18 protein-coding genes are annotated in these 19,907 nt (G+C 59.0%); 11 read left to right on the forward strand and 7 right to left on the reverse strand.

Annotated features, from left to right (window positions below; genetic code table 11):
* Window positions 1-10: 10 nt before the first annotated feature.
* Entirely contained in the window at window positions 11-2,347 is a 2,337-nt protein-coding gene (locus BCY88_RS01980; protein ID WP_259461190.1) for a polysaccharide biosynthesis tyrosine autokinase, read from the reverse strand.
* 604 nt (window positions 2,348-2,951) lie between these two features.
* On the opposite strand from BCY88_RS01980, the gene BCY88_RS39505 reads away from it, so the two are divergent.
* The 5 genes from BCY88_RS39505 (at window position 2,952) to BCY88_RS02000 (ending at window position 7,525) form a co-directional block, all read left to right on the forward strand.
* The gene (locus BCY88_RS39505; protein ID WP_147408489.1) at window positions 2,952-3,182 is read left to right on the forward strand and encodes a hypothetical protein; all 231 of its coding nucleotides are present in this window, start codon (window positions 2,952-2,954) and stop codon (window positions 3,180-3,182) included.
* Window positions 3,183-3,324: 142 nt separating this feature from the next.
* A complete protein-coding gene (locus tag BCY88_RS01985) occupies window positions 3,325-4,245 on the forward strand; it encodes a helix-turn-helix domain-containing protein (protein ID WP_183081247.1) in 921 nt (306 codons plus the stop codon).
* 54 nt (window positions 4,246-4,299) lie between these two features.
* The gene (locus BCY88_RS01990; protein WP_120342578.1) at window positions 4,300-5,307 is read left to right on the forward strand and encodes an ATP-grasp fold amidoligase family protein; all 1,008 of its coding nucleotides are present in this window, start codon (window positions 4,300-4,302) and stop codon (window positions 5,305-5,307) included.
* A 72-nt stretch (window positions 5,308-5,379) separates the two neighbouring features.
* On the forward strand, window positions 5,380-6,495 hold the full coding sequence (locus tag BCY88_RS01995) for a glycosyltransferase family protein (protein ID WP_120342579.1): 1,116 nt from the start codon (window positions 5,380-5,382) through the stop codon (window positions 6,493-6,495).
* 97 nt (window positions 6,496-6,592) lie between these two features.
* Complete coding sequence (locus tag BCY88_RS02000; protein ID WP_147408490.1) at window positions 6,593-7,525, forward strand: hypothetical protein; 933 nt, start codon at window positions 6,593-6,595, stop codon at window positions 7,523-7,525.
* A 122-nt stretch (window positions 7,526-7,647) separates the two neighbouring features.
* Here the strand turns inward: BCY88_RS02000 and BCY88_RS02005 are convergent, their stop codons facing one another.
* The 3 genes from BCY88_RS02005 to BCY88_RS02015 all read right to left on the reverse strand — a co-directional run bounded on the left by BCY88_RS02005 (window position 7,648) and on the right by BCY88_RS02015 (window position 12,336).
* Window positions 7,648-9,207, reverse strand: coding sequence for a hypothetical protein (locus BCY88_RS02005; RefSeq protein ID WP_120342581.1), 1,560 nt, complete (start codon window positions 9,205-9,207; stop codon window positions 7,648-7,650).
* Window positions 9,208-10,032: 825 nt separating this feature from the next.
* Window positions 10,033-10,944 carry a proline dehydrogenase family protein gene (locus BCY88_RS02010; protein WP_120342778.1) on the reverse strand — a complete coding sequence of 304 codons (912 nt, stop codon included), beginning with the start codon at window positions 10,942-10,944 and terminating at the stop codon, window positions 10,033-10,035.
* A gap of 369 nt (window positions 10,945-11,313) precedes the next feature.
* Window positions 11,314-12,336, reverse strand: coding sequence for an aldo/keto reductase (locus BCY88_RS02015; protein WP_120342582.1), 1,023 nt, complete (start codon window positions 12,334-12,336; stop codon window positions 11,314-11,316).
* Between the two features lie 112 nt (window positions 12,337-12,448).
* Here BCY88_RS02015 and BCY88_RS02020 point away from each other — a divergent pair, with 112 nt between their 5' ends.
* Window positions 12,449-13,360: a LysR family transcriptional regulator gene (locus tag BCY88_RS02020; protein WP_120342583.1), complete on the forward strand. Its 912-nt coding sequence runs from the start codon at window positions 12,449-12,451 to the stop codon at window positions 13,358-13,360.
* Between the two features lie 27 nt (window positions 13,361-13,387).
* Here the strand turns inward: BCY88_RS02020 and BCY88_RS02025 are convergent, their stop codons facing one another.
* Window positions 13,388-14,320 (reverse strand): LysR family transcriptional regulator, encoded by a 933-nt coding sequence (locus BCY88_RS02025; RefSeq protein ID WP_120342584.1) that lies wholly within the window; start codon window positions 14,318-14,320, stop codon window positions 13,388-13,390.
* A 104-nt stretch (window positions 14,321-14,424) separates the two neighbouring features.
* On the opposite strand from BCY88_RS02025, the gene BCY88_RS02030 reads away from it, so the two are divergent.
* On the forward strand, window positions 14,425-15,414 hold the full coding sequence (locus tag BCY88_RS02030) for a zinc-dependent alcohol dehydrogenase family protein (protein WP_120342585.1): 990 nt from the start codon (window positions 14,425-14,427) through the stop codon (window positions 15,412-15,414).
* 41 nt (window positions 15,415-15,455) lie between these two features.
* Here the strand turns inward: BCY88_RS02030 and BCY88_RS02035 are convergent, their stop codons facing one another.
* A complete protein-coding gene (locus BCY88_RS02035; protein WP_120342586.1) occupies window positions 15,456-15,788 on the reverse strand; it encodes a DUF2322 family protein in 333 nt (110 codons plus the stop codon).
* 220 nt (window positions 15,789-16,008) lie between these two features.
* Here BCY88_RS02035 and BCY88_RS02040 point away from each other — a divergent pair, with 220 nt between their 5' ends.
* Window positions 16,009-16,461: a TerB family tellurite resistance protein gene (locus tag BCY88_RS02040; protein WP_120342587.1), complete on the forward strand. Its 453-nt coding sequence runs from the start codon at window positions 16,009-16,011 to the stop codon at window positions 16,459-16,461.
* Here BCY88_RS02040 and BCY88_RS02045 read toward each other — a convergent pair.
* Window positions 16,434-17,315 (reverse strand): LysR family transcriptional regulator, encoded by an 882-nt coding sequence (locus BCY88_RS02045; protein ID WP_120342588.1) that lies wholly within the window; start codon window positions 17,313-17,315, stop codon window positions 16,434-16,436. The genes BCY88_RS02040 and BCY88_RS02045 overlap by 28 nt on opposite strands.
* A 122-nt stretch (window positions 17,316-17,437) precedes the next feature.
* Here BCY88_RS02045 and BCY88_RS02050 point away from each other — a divergent pair, with 122 nt between their 5' ends.
* From BCY88_RS02050 to BCY88_RS02060, 3 genes are all read left to right on the forward strand, one after another.
* Entirely contained in the window at window positions 17,438-18,190 is a 753-nt protein-coding gene (locus BCY88_RS02050; RefSeq protein WP_120342589.1) for a TerC family protein, read from the forward strand.
* 36 nt (window positions 18,191-18,226) lie between these two features.
* Window positions 18,227-18,562, forward strand: coding sequence for a TFIIB-type zinc ribbon-containing protein (locus tag BCY88_RS02055; protein ID WP_120342590.1), 336 nt, complete (start codon window positions 18,227-18,229; stop codon window positions 18,560-18,562).
* Between the two features lie 332 nt (window positions 18,563-18,894).
* Window positions 18,895-19,905 (forward strand): YVTN family beta-propeller repeat protein, encoded by a 1,011-nt coding sequence (locus BCY88_RS02060; protein ID WP_120342591.1) that lies wholly within the window; start codon window positions 18,895-18,897, stop codon window positions 19,903-19,905.
* Window positions 19,906-19,907 lie beyond the last annotated feature (2 nt).

A 19,907-nucleotide genomic window follows, 5' to 3' on the forward strand; every position in this document is an offset into this window, starting at 1 on the left:
GGCCGAACCATCAATGCGTTGCTTCGAGATCGCCGAAATCGCTGCCATAGTTCGTCACGTAGTCGTAATTCCGTGTGCTTCGCAGTAGCGGGATACCGTTGAAGACGGCACCGGCAATGCGCCCTTCGGCACGCGCCATCTTCTTGACTGTGTCCGCAATCTCCTGCTCGCTCTGCATCCCCGAGCGCAACACCAGCAAGGCCGAGCCCGCCTCGCTCGCGATGATGGAAGCGTCGGTGACCGCGAGAAACGGCGGCGTATCGATGATCACCATGTCGTACTGTCCGGCGAGCCGCGCCAGTAGCTCTTTGAACTGGGGCTTCATCAGCAGCGCGGCAGGGTTCTCAGGCCGTGCGCCGCACGACAGGAACGTCAACCCGTCGATGCCGGTTGCGCGCAAGACATTGCGCAAACCGAGCTGCCCCGCGAGCACCTCCGAAAGACCACCACGGTTGTTTCCGCCGAACAGCGAGGCGAGATGGCCCCGCCGCATATCGGCGTCGATCAGGAGTACGCGCGAGCCGACCTCCGCGTGCAGGATTGCGAGGTTCGCCGCAACAAAGCTCTTTCCCGCGGAAGGCGTCGGTCCAATAACCATCAGAAGGTTATTGCGGGCGTGCGCAAGATCGCGCGCCACCGACGTGCGCACGGCACGAAGCGCCTCGACCGACATATCGTTCGGAAACCGCGCGGCGAGAACCCTGGTGCCGTCGTCGATCCGCGATGCGGCCATCCCCATTCCGGCGGCGCCGCCAACAAACTGAAGATCGGCGGCATTTCGCGGAAATGCCTGACTGGACCGCCCTGCGCCCCCGGGCAATGCCTTGCGCCCCACGCCGTGCCGATCGAGCAGCAACTGCTGCTGACTGAACAGGATTTCGCCGAAGACCGGCACGCTCATGCGGCTCTCCACGTACCTCGGATCGGTCACGCCGGTCATCACATGGCGGCGCATGAAGACCAGCACGACGCCGGACAGGAGGCCGAGTACCACGCCGCCCGCGAGCACGATTTCGGGCTGCGGCTTGACCGGACGGTGAGGTCGGATCGCGGCGTCGACAATATGTGCCCCGCCTGTCGTGCTCGCGCGCCGGACCTGCAATTGTTCGGCTTTCTGCACCATCCCGAGATAGATCGTTTCCGCCACCCTCTGTGCGCGGAGAAGATCGACGCTCTGCCGTTCAGACGAGGGCATGCTATTGAAATGGCCGTCGAACTGCGCCTTCGCATCCTGCAACTGTGCAATCTGCCGGTCCGCTGTCTGCACCCAGCGGCTATCCGCCGTGTAGCGATCGAGTAGTTGCGTACGCTGGATTTGCAGGGTCGCGATCTGCTTGTCGATGTCCAGACCACCCTGGAGATACGCTTGTGCTTCGCTCGTCGGCTGCATGGATTGCGACGCCCCACGGAAGCGCTTCAGTGCATCCTCGGCCTTTCTGAGGTCCGCCAGCAAACGGGGCAGTTCCCCATTAATGAATGCCAGTGTGGTCGTGTCGTTGGCTTGCCGGGCGGCAATCGCGTAGGCAAGGTACTGATCTCCCAACGCGTTGGCAACTTCAGTAGCCTTATCCCGGCTCTTGTCCGCGTACTCTATCTGGATGAGCCCAGAGTCCTTCACCTTGTCGCCGACCTTCACCAGTGCGCCAAATCGCTTGATCGCGTCGATCTCATTCCAGCGAATAACCTCGAATTTCGTGCCCGGCCGCGCGTCCAACTCTTTCACGAGCATGGAAACGCCATTGCTCTTGAGCATTGCGCCCACTACGCCTTTTACAAGGAGCTGACCCGACGGACCGCGCAATTCGTACGCGCCATTTGCGAGAGCAATCAACGTCAGTTTCTCTTCTTCGAGATCCTGCGGCACCTCCAGCGAGCCGATCTGAACGCGTTCCCCGCCCCATGCGAATGACTTCAGCCCAAGCCAGGCTGCAGCCGGCTCACCTGGCGTCGCAAACTTCTCCGCGATGTCTCCAAGTATTGGAACCTTGTGCGGCGTTACCGACACGTCGAAGCGGAATTTTTCGATGACCGGATCAAGCACCGCGCGGCTGCGTATTACGGCCATTTCGGTCACCGGCGAGGGCGAGGGCGGCGGCAGGCTCTCCTGATTCTGCAAGGCGAGTCCTAGCGCATTGGGTTCTGGAGGATCGACACGCAACAGAACGTCCGCCGAGTAGATCGGCGTTGCAATGAGCAGATAGATCACCGCCAGACCCAGCACGACGACCGCCGTGCCCACGATCTCCCAAATGTGGTCGCGCATCAGCGTAAGCATCGCACCGGCGCTGAGCTGACCACGCTCCGTGCTGGTTGCGGGCGAGAACGAGTTTGCAGGGTAGTAATCCACCGGTTTGATCCTTCCATGTTCGATGGGCAGAGTAATGACGTGTTGCCGCTCTGCTGCACCACCAGTTCGTGATCTGGAACCGCCACCGAACGCGGATAAGACACGGTCGGCAGCACCGCGAAGTTACGTGCTGGGTCAGGTTGGATGGAAAAGCCGGACGTCTGGCGCGAGACGACGAACGCAATACCGCTGGAGCCCTGTGAGTACAGCTTCGCGCGATCGTGCACCGGCTTTACGATATCGCGCGTACTGACTACACAATGTCTTCGGCGGTCCTGGAAAACGGTAATTGATATGTCCGCCCTTGTCACAGCGGCTGGACGGCGTCTTCAAGCAATTTACTCAATGAACGGATTTGAAATTCGACCAGATTCCCGTGCCAATTCCTCTATTCATGTTGCGGTGAAGCATAGCCCGAAAAGAATGTGCCATATCGCACACGGCATAAATTCGGGTGTTAATGGCCGATTAAGTTGAGTGCATTACGAATGCAGCGATTTTAGAAAGCGTTGTTGCTATCTGTAACTGCTGTAACAGAATTGCACTACTACAGTGCGACGCTGTAACGCGAGTTTAGTGACAGTTCACGCAAGAAAACGAATGTTTGAAATTTCGCAGTCGGCTGAGCGCCTTTACGGGCGGGCCGGATAGGTCTTCAACCTGCGATCTTCCGGATGCGGTGCTGATCGTCAGGCGCGGAAAAAGTTTCTGGCCGGGAATATCATTATTGCGCTTTCTATGGAAATTTCAAGGTAAGAATTTCCCCGATCATGACGATTACGCCAAAACACCTGGAACATCAGCCAAGTTCGTTATGAAAATTTCGATGCGTTAATCTCTTTACGTATCGTGATTGCGTGTTCGGAGAAATTAGCGTGATGATTTCCAGGAATTTTCTTACGTCGTGCATCAATGAGTGTCAGAGTGGAATAAAAGCGGTGAAGCACATTGGCCTCCTGATTTTCCAGGACTGTTCCATGTTGAGCACCGGCGCTGTCGGCGATGCTTTCCGGCTTGCCAACGAGTTCGAAAAGGCGGGGGGCGATGCGCCTCCGTACCGGCTCTCCGTGCTATCCGACGGGGGCGGTCTGGTGACAAGCTCCTCGAGCATCCTGATCTGGACGCAAAGTCTCGAACGATATAGCCTGGCTGATTTCCATGCATTCTTTGTCGCATGTCGTGACACCACCGGAACGACGGAGTCCAACGGTCGCTTTCTTGCATGGATCTCGCGCCACGGATCGATTGCATCCCGCGGCATTCAACAAGGCGCGAGTCTGGCCGTTGTCTGCAAGAATCCGTTGCAATCGACCGTACCCGTCTTTTTCTTTGACGACGGTGGCGGTGGCGATGGCGCGAGCACAAATGGCAGCGTGGCGCCTACCGACCTGGCACTTGCGCAGATCGAGCGCGACCTGAATCCGGACATAGCGCGAAAGATCGCCCGCGCACTACAACCGGATTACATCGACCGAAACACACCTGAACTCGACGACGCAAGCATCGTCACCACAACCGAGAAGATCCGCGAGTCGGCACGCTGGATCAAGGAAAACTACAGCAAGGCCATCTCCGTAGCCAAAGCAGCTGAATTCGCCACAATGAGTAAGCGCAATTTCCAGCGTCGGTTCAAATCCGAATTCGGTATGACCCCACTCGAGTATCTGCTTCGCACGCGCTTTGAAGTTGTCCGCGCGATGCTACGAAATACCGATTTGCCTGTCGACAAAATCGCGAGACGGTGCGGAATGGGCGACGGCAATCGGCTCGGCCGGTTGTTCAAGGAGCGATACGGCGTGTCGCCCACGCAATTCCGCGCGCAGCAGCAGATCGAGTCTGAGGAGCAATGGTTGACGCCGGAGGAAGCCTGGAATACCGCGATTGAAATCGCGCGATAAGCGCGCCGGGTTTGCGACTGCCGCCTCGCGCCGCCATCAACCATGGATCGAAACATGACGACCACCAAGTCCGCACAGTTCGACCGGGAAGCCGCCACATCCACGCCAAAACACAAGGAAGCATCACCCTCTGACACCGTCGTGGCCGCCCACGTGAACCTCATACAGGAAGATCGGTATCGGCCAGCGCAGCAGTCCGTTTCCACGGTTCGGCGACTCAAGGAAGCGGCGAAGTGCATGCTGCCGGATGCCCTGTTCCTGAGCATGCTGCATCACAAACGCATTGGCCGCTATCCGAATCTTCTCCGCCCAGCCACGTTCAATGAAAAGATCCTGCAACGAAACCTCAGACCGGATCCACGCTACATTAGCCTGACCGACAAACTGTCGGTACGCGACTACGTTGCGGCCAAGATAGGAGAGAAGCACCTCATACCGCTGATTTCAGCACCGGATATGTTGACGCGCGAGGTATTCGACGCGCTGCCGGGCTCGTTCGTCATGAAGGCGAACCACGGCAGCACCTTCGTCGAGATCGTCAGAAACAAGTCCGAGACCTCGTTCGATAAACTGAAATCTCTGGCCGAGCAGTGGTTGTCCACCGACTTTTACTACATCGCGCGTGAGAGGCATTACCGCACGATCAAACCACGCATCTTCTTTGAACAACTCCTTCTGGACCGGTCTGGCCAGATACCCGCGGATTACAAGCTGCATTGTTTTGGCGGCCGACCGGGACGCCCCGTCATCTACATACTGGTGATATCCGACAGGTTCGGGAACGCGACGCATGGCGACGTATACGACGTCGATTGGCATCATCTCAATGTCGCTATCGGCTACTACAAGCGGAGCGCCACGCCCGCCCCGCGCCCCAAAAATCTGGAATCCGTATTGGACACCGCAGTCACGCTGTGCGAAGACTTCGACTATGTCCGCGTCGACTTATATGCACCGGACAACCAGGTTTTCTTCGGCGAGCTTACCTTCACGCCGGGCGCGGGTGTGCTGCCTTTTACGCCAGACAGCATTGATTACGAGTGGGGGCAATTGCTGGGTTAAGTGGGTGGTTCGAGCTTCGCCATATGTTTCACCCCACGTCTTCGCCCCCTCAACCCGACCGGAGAAGCACAGATGACGCAAGCTACCGAGGCAGTGCTCAGCACGACCGGCAACAAAGCGGTGAACAACTCGCGGCCCAGGGTGATGATGTGTCCTTTCACTAACCCCACGAATCGCTATATACAGATTCAGAAAGATCTCTACCGTTCGATCGGCTACGACGTCGTGCCGCTTTCCATTAAGGGACTACTGAATGGCGGGTTTCTCCAACTGTTCAAACCAGAGAACATTCTCGCTTTTCATTGGCTGGAGTATCGACCATTCAAGCGAGACAAGGGTACTGCCCGGTTGAGCTTGACGGGGTCTCTGCTCTTCGCGTTCTACTGTTCGCTCATGCTGATCGGACGAGCGAAAGCCGTTTACTTTATCCACGATCACGCGGTTCACGATACGGTGGGCTTCAACAGACGCCTGTCGATGCGGATCATTGCACTGGTGCGCCGCCTCGCCGACTTTCGCGTAGTCCACGCGCCGGATTTCCAGGCGCAATACGACGCGCAGTATCTGCCCCATCCCCTCTACTGGGATGCGCCTGGACAGGCGCCCATCACAGCCAGGAAAGAAGGTACGGCGCCACAGTATTCGTTGCTTGGCGTGATCCGCCCATACAAGCAGATTGACGCATTGCTCGACGTCTGGCCAAGCGAGTGCAAGCTGCATATCGCCGGGCACGGCACGGAAACCTACCTCGCGACGCTCAACGAGATCATCGAGAGGCGATCGCTGCGGAACGTCGTGCACCTCGACGCCAGATTCCTGTCCGACGCGGAGTTTGCGCAGAATGTAGCCGATAGCGACGTGCTGATCCTGCCGCACGCGGCCGATTCGATGCTGGTAAGCGGTGCGTTCTTTGAAGCTATCGGGCGCGTGCCGTTGCTGATCTCGCGCGTCACACCGTTCATGGCGTGGGCTGCCAGGAAGTTCGACAATGTAATCCTGTTCGACGACATCTCCGAACTCCCTCAGATCGTCCAATCGATTAACGAATCATGGCCGGTGATTGCTCGCAATCCAGGCAATCTGGCTATCGACGAATTCGGCTGGGATACCTGTCGCCGGCGCTACGGGCAATTCCTGGAAGCCGTTGATGGTCACCGGGACCCGGTGGAGAAACCAGTCATAAGGTGAATGCGAAACGGACACGCTTCAGCGAACGTGATGTCCGGAAGGCGTTGACGTTCTCTATTCCAGAATCAGCACAACCCTGCGCGGGAGAAAAACCTGAATGCTCACTTCACAACTGGTTCCCGGACGACTCAGGACTATTCTGTACAGATATGTCACCGAGCGCCCCCAGGAAGAAAGACTGTTCCATACACTTCGCCCAAGATTCGTTTCGGTGAGGATTCCCGGTGAATATCGTCCTTGCAATCCATCGTTGTGTTTCAACGGAGATAGCTACGTCGTGCTTGTCAGATCGGTTAACTACGAACTGATGGAGAGCGGCGGCGTGCAGTTGCATGGTGAGGAATACGACACCATCAACTATATCGGCAGGTTGGCAACCGACCTGACCGTTCTGGGCATGAACGCTCTGGAAGATACCGATTTCAGAGACGCATCAGGAAAATCCGGCGATGGATTCGAGGATCTCCGAACCTTCTTCTGGAAAGAAGCGTTGTGGTGTCTGGGCAGTGCGCGCAGCAACGCGGGCGACACTAACACAATGACGCTTCAGAAACTATCTGGCGAGCGGGTTGTGGAGAGCTATCTGATCGAGTCGCCATTTGGTTCGACTCGCGAGAAAAACTGGATGCCTTTCGTATCCGACGGGAAACTCCACGCGGTACACACGATGAACCCGTTGACTATTGTCGAGATCAGCGAGCATGGGGCAACCGTGTTGCTTCGGAAACCATCGAAGGCGCCCAAAGGTTTGCTCGGATCATCGCAACTAGTTGAATGGAGGGACGGCTGGCTGTGCGTCGTACACGAGCGCAGTCGAGGGAAAAAGCATCTTTACAAGCACCGGTTCGTTTATTTCGATCGGGACTGGAATGCTGTGCTTTCCGAACCGTTCTACTGGAAAGAGTATGGCGTGGAGTTCTGTTGTGGGTTGGCCATTCACGATGGGATCGTGGCAGTGGGATTTGGTGTCAATGATTCGGAGGCGATCATCGCTCAGTTCAATGAGACTGACATTGAACGGCTGTTGTAGTCTCTGTTGTAGTCTCTAAGGCACACCGGATCGAATAGCAGAAAGAACGAGGGGATCTGGTCTCCCTCTTAACCATCCAGGATGGGAGACCAGATCCACAGCACGATCAGATGCTTGCCGGCCTAGTTGTCGGCGTTGGCCGCAGTGAAGCTCGTAAATGCGCTGTACGACGGGTTGATGGGCGAGCCGTTCATCATAATGCCGAATGTCTCGTTTCCGCTGTCGAGCACGTAGTACATCACCGACTGGATGTTGTGAGTCTTTCTTGCCGGATAGAACTGACCCAGCTGTGTGGTGATGTAGTTTGCCCGATAAGCCTCGGTTTGCTCCGGACCCGTGTTCCACTCGGAGATGATGAAAGGCACGCCGTATCGTGCTTTGCAATACGTCGGCAAATCGAAACCTGGACCCACCCCGTCCGTGCCGATATCGAAAATATCGCCGTAGACTTCGTAGTTATGCCAGGTCGTGATGTCCCAGCGCACCTTGGAATAGCCGCTGCTGCCGTCCGGTTGAGTGCCCTCCCACAACGCGTCCGACGCGCCAACATCGTTCACGCAGAAGTTGATGCCGCACTTCGCGGAAGACTGAACCGATTTCACCCCGTCGATCATGCCCCGCATCACGCCTCGCATGACCGGCCAGTTCGCATTGTTGAAATCGAGAGCTTTCGTCCCGGCGTTGGTGGAATCCAGAATGATGGCGCCGTCGCGTGTCAGTTCGTTGCCGCATTCATACATGGTCACGCCATACGACATCAGCGCACCTGCAACCGCTGAACCCGCCGAGTAGCCGGCGCTGTAAGCGGTCAACTCACCGCTGAAGAGTTTGCCGGTGCTGTCGTAGAGACCCTGGTTGATCAATACCAGCAGTTTGATGCCAGCCGATTGGAAAGCTTGCGCGAGTTTGACAACCGCATTGATCTGGGTCGGATCGGACGTGCAGCCGACGCGATAGCTGGTGCAGCCCATCGCCTTGAGCATCGTGACCAGTTGCGCCGGCGTGTAGGTGTAGTCGTAGTGCCCGTTGATGCCAAAGAAGCTACCCGCGGTCGGCGCGACGGCGATGCGCGGATCCGTGCACGCCAGCCATTGGGCAGTAACCTCTGCATTCGCGTAAAAGTGCCCGCTCGAGTTGCAGTGATAGATTTTGCCACCGTACCAGAGTACGAGCGATACGTTGAAGTTGACGCCTACCACCGTGCCGTTCTTGTAGACAACGCCGTTAACAAGAGTCCATTTCGCGCCCGACTTATCGAGAATGTATGGCGCGGAGGGCAGCGTCGTGCCATCTGCGGAAATAGTGCCCAGACGCGGGTCGATGGTGCTCACCCAGCTTGAGCCGTTCCATTGATAGAACTGGCCGCTCGCGTTCTCGTGATACATGCTTCCGTTGATCCACAACGCAAGCGCCACATTGTAGTTATTCCCTGCTACCGCGCCGTTTTGATACAGCGCGCCACCCGACAGCGTCCATACGGCTCCTGTGCTGTCCGTAATCGAAGCAGCCGGCGGCATTGTCGTGCCACTCGCTGACGCGGCACTGGCATGTGCCGTTGCTTTGGCGGCAGCGGATACAGCAGTGCCGTTGCTACCGTCTTGCGAGCCGCCGCCGCAGGCGCTCAAAAGATAACTTCCACCGAGGGCCGCTAGCCCACTCATAAATTGACGTCGTTTTACCATGGCCGAATATTTTCCACTGTCGATAAGAAATATAAATATTTGTTTTTAGAGTTTTCGAATGAAAAAATGCTTATAGATAACTCGGTTTACTTCGCGATCCTAATTACAAATAAAAGATCTTCTTGCGTATCCCGGGCGCAGCTCAAAGCCTGATTAAACGGTCCGAGGTGAGACTCGATTAGATGCGGCCATCCAGCGGACGAGCGTCACCGATCGCCACGGCGAGTCGACGTACGCGTCCTGCTGCGTTAGAAACCGATGGGAGACAACCTGACTGCGATATCCACTGCTACTCAAAACTCTGCCAACACGCGCAGCGCAAACGTTTAATCAGACAAATAGCCTTGCTGCTGCTACTCGCAATTTTTTCCGCTCGCTCATCGCGACTGGGGTAAATCGTAGCCGGAATGCCCGTTCGATCCCACAAGAAATAGTAATTTTCGGACAAATAGTAAGATTATTTCTATTAGGTTGCCGCATCGCAAAGATCCCTGCTTTCTCATGATGATCATAGGATTGGATGGTCACTGTCTTTCTGACTTCGACCCCAAGAAAAACCGCCTATTGCGTGCAGTGAATTTTGGAGTGTCATCAGATCGGCGCTTAGTGCACCGTTATGCACCGTTCGTGAGCGCGCTGTCGCTTACGCTTCGGTAACAACCGTGTTCGGACGCATGCAAATTTTTGTCCGGGCGTGAGAGACAGCAGTTGCGAGACTCGAGCGAGATTTCCGGTTTCCTGAGAAGTGTCATCACGGCGTCACTTCTCAGGGCTCTCGACGAAATCGACAATTAATTCGTCGCCGTGGCAGAGAAATTCAGATCACTATCCGCGGCTCAACATCGCCTTTATCACGTGACCCGCAATACCCGGATTCTCTTTGATTCGCCGGGTACTGTAGCCGTACCAGTCCTTGCCATAAGGAACATAAACGCGGACGTTGAATCCCATGCCGAGCAGCTCGTCACGCAATGGTTCGCACACGCCAAGCAGCATCTGAAATTCGAATTTCGTGCGGTCCACACCTTCGCGACGCACAAGCGCGACTATTTCCTCGATGAGCGCCGCGTCGTGCGTCGCGATACCGACGAACGCACCTGCCTTGAAACAGCGCGATACGTGTTCGATGAAATGCACGTTGATCGCTGCCCTGTCGTTGCGTGCACGCTCAACAAGATGCGCATGATCTTCCACATAGATCCCTTTGCAGATACGCACAGTACTTGTCCTGCGCAGCAGATGGTCGATGTCCCCGTAGGTCCGTTTCAGATAGGCTTGCAAGGCCAGACCCACATTGCCATGCTCCCGCTCCACTCGCGTGAAGAGGTCGATTTCCTTCTGCGTGCAACTGACATCTTCCATATCGATGCAGGCAAAGTTTCCATCGGCGGCCGCTACTTTCAGAATATGTCGGATCAGGCGCTCGCATTGCGCCTCGTCGACGAGCAGTCCGAGCGCGGACGGCTTGATCGATATTTCTGCGTTCAAACCGTGAGCCCGGATCGCCTCGAGTACTTTTGTGTACTCGTCGGCCACGGCCTCGGCCTCATTCATCGATGAAACGGTTTCACCCAGCACGTCGAGAGTTGCGCTGAATCCGCACGCGTTTAGCGTCTGGACGCGTGCGATCGCGTCCGCGAGTGAATCGCCGGCGATATAGCGCTGCGAGATTTTCTGGATCAATGCACGGGGGATAAACGGAATGGCGAACGCCGCCACCGTATTGAGAATACGCATGTTGTCATCCATGACGAAGAACAGTCAGCTCACCCGGCGCATGCAGGCATGCGCATAGGTAAAGCAACCCAGCCGTTTCGAGTTCGTCGAAACTGGCGCGAATAGCCGTACTCCCGCCAATGGTGCGGCGGCGAGTTCGAACTAGTTCAACGGGTCGTCAGTGGAGGCCAGGCAGCTGCGTACATTTTTTTGCTGAAGTGAGGTGGCTGCGATGCAACGATGGTTTCCGCGCTCGTCTGCGAGCGCAATATCGTGAGATGCGTCGAGGCGGCGCGTGGATAGTATCACGCGCTTCACATGAGAGCCGCCCTGATAGATCGACCGACCTTGGGGGCGTACAGCACCCGATCTGCACGCCCCGTCAACACGTCAGGCCGTGTGGCCGTGACTTCCCTGTTCGCTGTCGAGATGGGCCATCTGCGCCGCCGCGTAACGTTCGCCTGCGGCAGCGCCAGGCGGTATTGCCTGCGCAATCGCAGCCAGATCGTCAGCGGTAAGTTTCACATCGACCGCCCCAAGTGCTTCGGCGAGACGATCGCGCCGGCGCGCGCCGACCAGCGGCACGATATCGCTGCCCTGGGCCGCAACCCACGCAATCGCGATCTGCGCAACCGAGACGCCTTTTGCATCCGCCACCTTGCGAAGCGCATCCACCAGCGCGAGATTGTGATCGACGTTGTCGCCCTGGAAGCGCGGACTCATGGCGCGAAAATCGCCTTTCCCCGCCGACTCCTTGCTCCAGTGGCCGCTGATCAAACCGCGAGACAACACGCCATACGCCGTCACGCCAATCCCGAGTTCACGGCACGTCGGCAAGATTTCGGCTTCAATGCCGCGCGAGATCAGCGAGTACTCGATCTGCAGGTCGCTGACCGGATGCACCGCTGCCGCGCGGCGGATCGTGGCCGCGCCCACTTCGGACAAACCGACGTGCCGCACGTAACCGGCTTTGATCATGTCGGCAATCGCCCCCACTGTGTCTTCGACAGGCACGTTGGGATCGAGCCGCGCAGAACGGTAGATGTCGATATGATCGACGCCCAGCCGTTGCAGCGAATAGGCGAGAAAGTTTTTAACCGCCGCGGGACGTGCATCGTAGAGCGACCAGCCGCCAGCGGGGTCGCGCATCGCCCCGAATTTCACGCTGACGATCGCCGCATCGCGACGTGACGGCGGCGCGCTTTTCAGGGCCTCGCCGATCAGGATTTCGTTGTGGCCGGAGCCGTAGAAATCGCCCGTATCGAGCAGCGTGACGCCGGCTTCGAGCGCGGCGTGGATCGTGGCAATGCTTTCGGCGCGGTCGGACGGCCCGTACATACCTGACATACCCATGCAGCCAAGACCGAGAGCCGAGCTTTGCGGACCCGTCTTGCCCAGTTGAAGTTGCTTCATCATGTTCCTTGGTAGTTACGCCGCAAGAAAGGCGCTCGACCTGAAGTATCGGCTCAATTTCAGCGTGCGATAATCCGCCTCAATCTGAATGACCCGTGCGGAAAATCGAACAATGCAGGAACCCGACCTTTCCGATCTGAAAGCATTCGTCGCCGTCACACGGTCACGCGGATTTCGTCATGCTGCACTGACAAGCAGTGTGTCGGCCTCATCGCTGAGCGAAGCGGTTCGAAGGCTCGAACAGCAGCTCGGCGTCAGACTACTCAATCGTACGACGCGCAGCGTCACGCCAACCGAAGCCGGGCAGCGTCTTTTCGAGCGGCTCGCACCGGCATTCGGGGAAATCGCCATCGCGCTGGATGCGGTGAATCTCTTTCGCGAAAGTCCTACTGGAACGCTGAGGTTGAACGTTCCGTCGATCGCGGCAAGAGAAATCCTGCCCGCCCTCCTGTCCCGCTTCCTTGCCACTCACCCGGGTATCACGGTGGACGTCGGAACCAACGACACGTTCATCGATATTCTCGCAGCGGGTTTCGATGCCGGCATTCGCTACGACGAGCGCCTCGCACGCGACATGATCGCGGTCCCGATCGGCCCGCGCATTCAGCATTTCGTCGCGGCGGCTTCGCCAGCCTATCTCGCGGCCCGCGGCATACCGCAGCATCCGGGCGAACTGCTTCATCACGCGTGCATCGGACACCGCTTCGACAGCGGCGTGCTCGCAACATGGGAATTCAGACGAGGCGACGACGTCGTGCGCATCGAGCCAAACGGACCGATGATCGCCTCCGTGATCGAACTGCAACGAGGCGCGGCCATCGACGGACTGGGCATCGTCTATACATTCGACGAGTTTCTGCGGCCGGCCATCGAGCGAGGCGCGCTCGTGCGGGTGCTCGATGAGTGGTGTCAATCCTTCACCGGCCCCTTTCTGTACTACCCGAGCCGAACGCACATGCCGGCACCGTTGCGGGCCTTCGTCGACTTCATTCTCGCCGCCAACGATCCGGACATTCAGCCATAAGCGCGATACGAAACGCGATACGCGAGGCTAAGCGCCCGGCACGGATTGCGGCGCGGCGTGGCCGTGCATGAGCCCGGGCAACGCCTCGATCAGCGCATCCACAGCAAGGCGAACCTTCAGCGGCAAGTGAGGAGTCTGTAACCAGAGCGCGTGGATGTCGTAAAGATAATCCGGCTCGTCCGGCAGAAGTTGTACAAGGCCACCCGTCTGAAGACGCTCGCGAACGAGCCAGGATGGGAGCCACGCAAGCCCCATCCCGAGTGCCGCCGCATCGGCGATCGCATCGAGATCGTCGAACCGCAACCTGTTTGGCGGCGTGACCTCGACCGGCGGCGTGCCGGCGCGAGGAAACAGCCACGGGCGAATACGCCCCGAGCGCCTGTAGATAATCGCCTGGTGCCCGCTGAGTTCTTCTATCCGCCGAGGGTGGCCGTGCGCGACCAGATATGCGGGCGCTGCGCAGACAATCATGTGCTGGCGCGCAATGCGCCGCGCGATGACCCCGGCTTTGTCCCCCAGACCGCCTGTCCGGATGGAGAGATCGCAGTCGTCCTCTGCAAGGTCGACTAAACGGTCGTTGAAGGACAGATCCAGTTCCAGCTGCGGATAGCGTTGCGCAAACGCCAGCAGGACTGGCGCCACGCAGCGCCGGCCGACGTGCACGGGCATCGAAACGCGCAGCCTGCCACGCGGCTCGGAACGTTGATCCGCCGCGAGGGCATCCGCCGCGTCAGCTTCGGCGAGTATGCCCCGGCAGCGTTCGTAATAGGCGCGTCCGAATTCCGTCAGGCTTTGGCGGCGCGTGGTTCGCGTAATCAGTCGCACGCCCAGACGCTCCTCGAGAAACCGAACGTGCTTGCCGACCATCGGTCCGGATAAAGCGAGTGCGTCCGCCGCGGCCGCGAACGAGCCCAGGTCGACGGCTTTGACGAACACAGCCATGCTCGTGAGGCGATCCATATTGATAACTGTTGGTTTCGACTGTTCTAGTTATAACGCCATTTATCTGGCTCTGCAGCACTGTCATAGTTAAATCGTTCCAATTACTTTCGAGTTGAAACCACATGACACGCGTTATTCGCTTTCATCAGCATGGCGGCCCCGAGGTTCTGCGCATCGAGGACGTCGAGATTGCCCCGCCCGCTCAAGGGGAGGTTCAGATTCGCGTGAAGGCGCTGGGCCTTAACCGCGCCGAGGCCATGCTGCGCGCGGGCACCTACATCGAAACGCCGACGCTGCCTTCGGGTCTTGGCTATGAAGCTGCAGGTATCGTCGAACGGATCGGGGCAGGCGTGCAAGGATTCGCGCCGGGCGACGCCGTCAGCGTCGTACCGCCACCGAGCATGCTTCGCTGGCCCGCCTACGGCGAGGTGGCAACCTTCCCCGCCGAGTTCGTCGTCAAGCATCCGCCGTCGCTCAGTTGGGAAGCGGCCGCGGCAGTCTGGATGCAATATCTCACCGCCTACGGTGCGTTGATCGACATCGGCAAACTGGGTAAGGGAGATTTCGCGGTTATAACGGCGGCATCGAGCAGTGTCGGCCTTGCCGCAATCCAGGTCGCCAACAGTGTCGGCGCAATCCCCATTGCGGTCACGCGAACCTCGGCCAAACGGCAGACATTGCTCGAGTTGGGCGCGGCCCATGTCGTCGCTTCCGCGGAGGAAGACCTGGCGGGCCGGTTGAAGGAAATCGCGGGACCGCAGGGGGTGAGGGTCGTGCTGGACCCGATAGGCGGCCCAATCTTCGAACCGCTCACGGACGCCATGTCTCGCGGCGGCATCCTGATCGAATACGGCGCCCTGAGCCATGAGCCGACACCGTTCCCGCTATTCACCGTGTTGAGCAAGTCACTGACGCTGCGCGGTTATCTGGTGCACGAGATCATCGGCGATCCGGCACGGCTGGCAGCCGCCAAGGCTTTCATCCTCGACGGGCTAACCGCGGGTGCCTTGAAGCCCGTGATCGCCCGGACATTCCCGTTCGACCGGATCGTCGACGCACATCGCTTTATGGAGTCGAACGAGCAGTTGGGGAAGATTGTCGTGACGGTTTGAACAAGGCCTAAGACGGCCTTGGACAACCTGCGACAAACCGCTCAGCCGGCGGCGATGACGTTGATGCGCAGCGCTTCCCCGCCGGCTGCAATCGCCAGCAGATGGTCGACGTTCGGGTGTGCACCCGGGCGGTTGCGCGCGTCGGCCGTATGCTCGGCGAACACCAGGAGGCCGTGTTCGGCCGCCTTGGCGTCCAGCGTGCCGAATGTTTGCTGCAGATAGTTGTACACCGCGAGCGAGCCCTGCTTGCCCGGCTTGTTTTCGATGCTGGCCACCACGGCGCCCTTGCCGTCGAGCAGGTCGATACGTTCGATGCCGCCAATGGCTGGCAGTTGGGCGAGGTTGTCCTTGAACACGTTGCTCGGCTGAATCACTGAAAACACTCCTTCTATTCGGAAAAATACGGCGAGCCGTATCTTATCCGATAGGGTACGGCGCATCGTGCTCAACGGCGCCGCGGCACAGCGGTTCACCGCGCACCCTTCGGTTTTTCCGAACTGTTTCTCCCGGATTAGCAGATTTATCCGTTCCGCAACCTGACGCAGACTGAGGCTCACCACCACTGCGGACCTTATCCGCGCCAGGAGCCTCAACATGCGTACCTATCCGCGTAACAGTCCTCAAGCCGCCGCACGTATCGTCGCGCTGGCGCTCATCTCCGACGGCCATGTCAGCAGCGCGGAGGAGCGCGCACTGGAAAGTCTGGATATCGCCGGCGAGCTGGGTCTCGCGCCGGCGCAATTCGCGCAGATCGTGCAGACGATGTGCGAGGACCAGTCGGTCGCGCACACGCCGGCGGTCGGCCAGCTCGATGCCGCGCTGCTTGCCACATTGTTCGGCGAGGTCGACGACCCCGCCTTGCGCCGCAAGGTGATTCGGCTGTGCCTCGCCGTCACCATCGCGGACAACTATCTGGCGGACGGCGAAATCGCCTTGCTCGCTGCGGTCTTCAGGGCGTGGGGACCTCAGCCGATCCCGGTGGCGAGTCGGCAAGTCGCACTGCTTGACGCGCCGCGCGCTCACGCCCGTACGGCGGCGATCACCTGAGAAGCGAGCGCATGATGTTGCCCGCGCCGCGAGCGGATTGCGTGGATTTCTTCCACCACGCCTTCCGCCCGGCCGAGCCAGCGCAGTCCGCGCAGCAGCGCGACGTCCTGCGCGCCCAACTCCGCAAGCGGAAACACGCCGAGCCCCCGCGCGGCGAATACCGCCATCAGCGCGCTGTCTTCGAACTCTCCGACGATTCGCGGCCGGATCCCTGTGGTGTCGAACCACCGGTCCAGCCGCGCGCGCAACGCGCCGTGCCCGGTCGGCAAAAGCACGGGCAGATCGCTCAGACACTGCGGAAAGCCGGCGCGCGCGGACTTGCCGACAATCTCAGCCGGACCGTACCAGTCGACCGGCGAACCCACGAGGCGCTGGCTCACGACGCGCAGGTCCGCGTTGTGCGGCGCGGGCTGACATGCGAGTACAAGATCGAGCCGATGGAGCGCGAGTTCGGACAACAGTTGGGCATGCTCGCCTTCGTGACATAACAGCCTGAGCGAAGGTGTACCCAGCACCGGCGCCAGCAGCGCATGCGCGGCGAGCTTGGAAATGCCGTCGGAAAGACCCACGGCGAGCCGCGCAATGCGCTCACCGCCCGCCTCGCGCATCTCGTCGAGCAGCGCCTCGCCAATCTGGAAAATCTGCTCCGCGCGATTGAATGCCGTCTCGCCGGCCTCGGTCATGGTGACGCCGCGCCCGGCCGGTTTCAGCAACTGGCGCCCGATCGATTTTTCCAGCTCGCGCACCTGCGCGCTGATCGTCTGAACCGCCATGTCGAGACGCTCGGCCGCGCGCGCGAAGCCGCCCTCTTTCACGACGATCCAGAAATAGTACAGATGGCGATAGTTGAGCATAGGCGAGAACACTTCGAAAAAAACGATATATCGCTCAGATTATCACTGATTTATCCGAACCATGAAGACGGCGATGATTGCGACATACCGAAGTTGCCCGTCACCTATTGTTCACGGACCCCATGGATTCCTTACTCATTCTCGCTGCCGACCCTGCCGCATGGGCTGCGCTTCTCACGCTGGTCGTGATGGAAATCGTGCTCGGCATCGACAACCTGATCTTCATCTCGATCCTCAGCAACAAGTTGCCGGAAGCACAGCGCGCGCGTACACAGCGCCTCGGCATCATGCTCGCGCTCGTGTTGCGGCTTGGCCTGCTCGGCACCGTCGCGTGGATCGCGCAACTGACTGCGCCTGCCGTGACGCTCTTCGGCCACGCGTTTTCGTGGCGCGACCTGATCCTGCTCAGCGGCGGCCTGTTCCTCGTCTGGAAAGCGACGAGTGAGATTCACCACAACGTCGTCCAGGCTGAAGCGGTACGCGACAAGGCGAGCACGACCGTGCAATTGACCGCAATGGCTGCGATTGGACAGATCCTGCTGCTCGATATCGTGTTTTCGGTCGACAGCATCATCACCGCGGTCGGCATGACCGAGCACATGCCGATCATGTTCATTGCCGTGATTGCCGCGGTCATGGTGATGCTGTTCGCTGCTAACCCGCTGTCGCGCTTTATCGATCGGAATCCGACCATCGTCATGCTCGCGCTCGGCTTCCTGCTGGTGATCGGTATGACGCTCATCGCGGAAGGGTTTGGTTCGCACGTGCCGAAGGCTTACATCTACGCGGCCATGGCGTTCTCCGCGTTCGTCGAGGCACTGAACATGCTGGTGCGCCGCGCGAAATCGAAGCAGACGCTCAGCATTGGGCAATAAACGTCCATCGACTTTTTAACCTCAAGGAGCAACCAGATGAAATGTCCCGTTTGCAAAACCGCTGACCTGCTGATGACCGAGCGCCGCTCGATCGAAATCGACTACTGCCCGGTCTGCCGGGGCGTCTGGCTCGATCGCGGCGAACTCGACAAGCTGATCGCGCAGGATGCCGGAAGCGACGAGGCGCCGGTGAACGCTGCCGCGCGCCCGGGCCGGAACGACTACCCGGATCGCGACCGTGCGCACCACAGCGACCATACGTACGAGCGCAACCGTCCGTACGACAATAACCGCTCGCATGACAGTCATGGCACGGACTACCGGGGAAACAGGAAGAAACGCTCGCTGTTCGACATGTTCGATTTCGACTGAGCGTGTCCGCGGGTGCAGGAACCAGGCGGCTAGTATCAAATCGAGGGCGCGTGCTGTTATCAGCCGCGCCCTTTCGTTTTTTCTCTTCTTTCGCTCTTCCGGCGCGGCCTCATGCCATCGCCAAACCCTTCAGATAAATAACAAAGCGCCGCCTGTCATCGGCAGAGCGACATGCCGCGTTAACGCACTAACCAGCAGCACTAACCCGCGGCAATAACCAGCGGTAACGCACAGCATTAACGGTTTGAGCGCGGCCTACGTGCGCTGAATCTCCTGGCGCACGCCGCCTTGATGCTTCCCCAAATTGCTTTCCCTGCCTGTCTATCGTTCAGATGCCAATTTCACTCGTTTCGATTAAAAAAACCGGCGCGCTTGCAGCGCTGGCCTATTGCGCGCTCACCATCGCGATGCCGGCTCAGGCAGCCGACAACGTGATCGTGCTCGACTCCGGCGAAGCCCGGCTGACGCTGATCGATCCGGTCACGCACAAGGTCATCGGCACGGAGCCGACCGGTAAGGAACCGCATCATCTGATGATTACGCCCGACGGCCACTCGCTGATCGTCGCCGATTCGATTTCGAATGACCTGATGTTCCTCGATCCGCACACCGGCAAGGTACAGCGCAAGCTCGAAGATATCGAAGATCCGTATCAGCTCGGTTTCTCGCCCGATCACAAATGGTTCGTCACCGCCGGCCTGCGGCTGGATCGCGTCGACGTGTACCACTACGACGGCCAGAACATGACGCTCGCCAAGCGGGTCCCGCTCTCGAAGACACCGAGCCACATGACCTTCTCGTCCGACAGCAAGATCGTGTTCGTCACGCTGCAAGACACGGGTGAAGTGGCCGCGATCGATCTGGCGACGCAATCCGTGCTGTGGAAACTGCATGTCGGCAATACACCCGCCGGCCTCTGGATGACGCCGGGCGACCGCTATCTGTTGATCGGCATGACGGGCGAAGACGACGTCGCCGTGGTGGATTGGCACAAGCAGCAGGTGGTGAAGAAAATCCAGACGGGGCGCGGCGCGCACAACTTCCGCAACCTCGACGACGGCCATCACGTGGCGCTTACGAACCGCGTGGAAAGCACGATCAGCATTCTCGATTACAACACGCTGACAAAGACTGCCGACATCACCGGACTCATGCCCGGTCCTGACGACATGGAGCTTTCCGCGGATCGCCGCTATCTGTGGGTCACCTTCCGCTTTTCGCGGCATGTCGGCATCATTGATCTGACGACGAATAAACTTGTCGACACAATCGCGGTCGGACGTTCACCGCACGGTTTGTACTTTGCCAACCGTGCGCCCGTGTACGCACCCAATCCAGACTGACC

The organism is Paraburkholderia fungorum, assembly GCF_003610895.1.
Classification (GTDB): Bacteria; Pseudomonadota; Gammaproteobacteria; order Burkholderiales; family Burkholderiaceae; genus Paraburkholderia; species Paraburkholderia fungorum_B.

Excerpts from the sequence above, each read along its gene's own strand:
- BCY88_RS01985 (WP_183081247.1), top strand. The coding sequence starts at position 3,325 with ATGTTGAGCACCGGCGCTGTCGGCGATGCTTTCCGGCTTGCCAACGAG.
- BCY88_RS01990 (WP_120342578.1), top strand. The coding sequence starts at position 4,300 with ATGACGACCACCAAGTCCGCACAGTTCGACCGGGAAGCCGCCACATCC.
- BCY88_RS01995 (WP_120342579.1), top strand. The coding sequence starts at position 5,380 with ATGACGCAAGCTACCGAGGCAGTGCTCAGCACGACCGGCAACAAAGCG.
- BCY88_RS02000 (WP_147408490.1), top strand. The coding sequence starts at position 6,593 with ATGCTCACTTCACAACTGGTTCCCGGACGACTCAGGACTATTCTGTAC.
- BCY88_RS02005 (WP_120342581.1), bottom strand. The coding sequence starts at position 9,207 with ATGGTAAAACGACGTCAATTTATGAGTGGGCTAGCGGCCCTCGGTGGA.
- BCY88_RS02010 (WP_120342778.1), bottom strand. The coding sequence starts at position 10,944 with ATGCGTATTCTCAATACGGTGGCGGCGTTCGCCATTCCGTTTATCCCC.
- BCY88_RS02015 (WP_120342582.1), bottom strand. The coding sequence starts at position 12,336 with ATGAAGCAACTTCAACTGGGCAAGACGGGTCCGCAAAGCTCGGCTCTC.
- BCY88_RS02020 (WP_120342583.1), top strand. The coding sequence starts at position 12,449 with ATGCAGGAACCCGACCTTTCCGATCTGAAAGCATTCGTCGCCGTCACA.
- BCY88_RS02025 (WP_120342584.1), bottom strand. The coding sequence starts at position 14,320 with ATGGATCGCCTCACGAGCATGGCTGTGTTCGTCAAAGCCGTCGACCTG.
- BCY88_RS02030 (WP_120342585.1), top strand. The coding sequence starts at position 14,425 with ATGACACGCGTTATTCGCTTTCATCAGCATGGCGGCCCCGAGGTTCTG.
- BCY88_RS02040 (WP_120342587.1), top strand. The coding sequence starts at position 16,009 with ATGCGTACCTATCCGCGTAACAGTCCTCAAGCCGCCGCACGTATCGTC.
- BCY88_RS02045 (WP_120342588.1), bottom strand. The coding sequence starts at position 17,315 with ATGCTCAACTATCGCCATCTGTACTATTTCTGGATCGTCGTGAAAGAG.
- BCY88_RS02050 (WP_120342589.1), top strand. The coding sequence starts at position 17,438 with ATGGATTCCTTACTCATTCTCGCTGCCGACCCTGCCGCATGGGCTGCG.
- BCY88_RS02055 (WP_120342590.1), top strand. The coding sequence starts at position 18,227 with ATGAAATGTCCCGTTTGCAAAACCGCTGACCTGCTGATGACCGAGCGC.
- BCY88_RS02060 (WP_120342591.1), top strand. The coding sequence starts at position 18,895 with ATGCCAATTTCACTCGTTTCGATTAAAAAAACCGGCGCGCTTGCAGCG.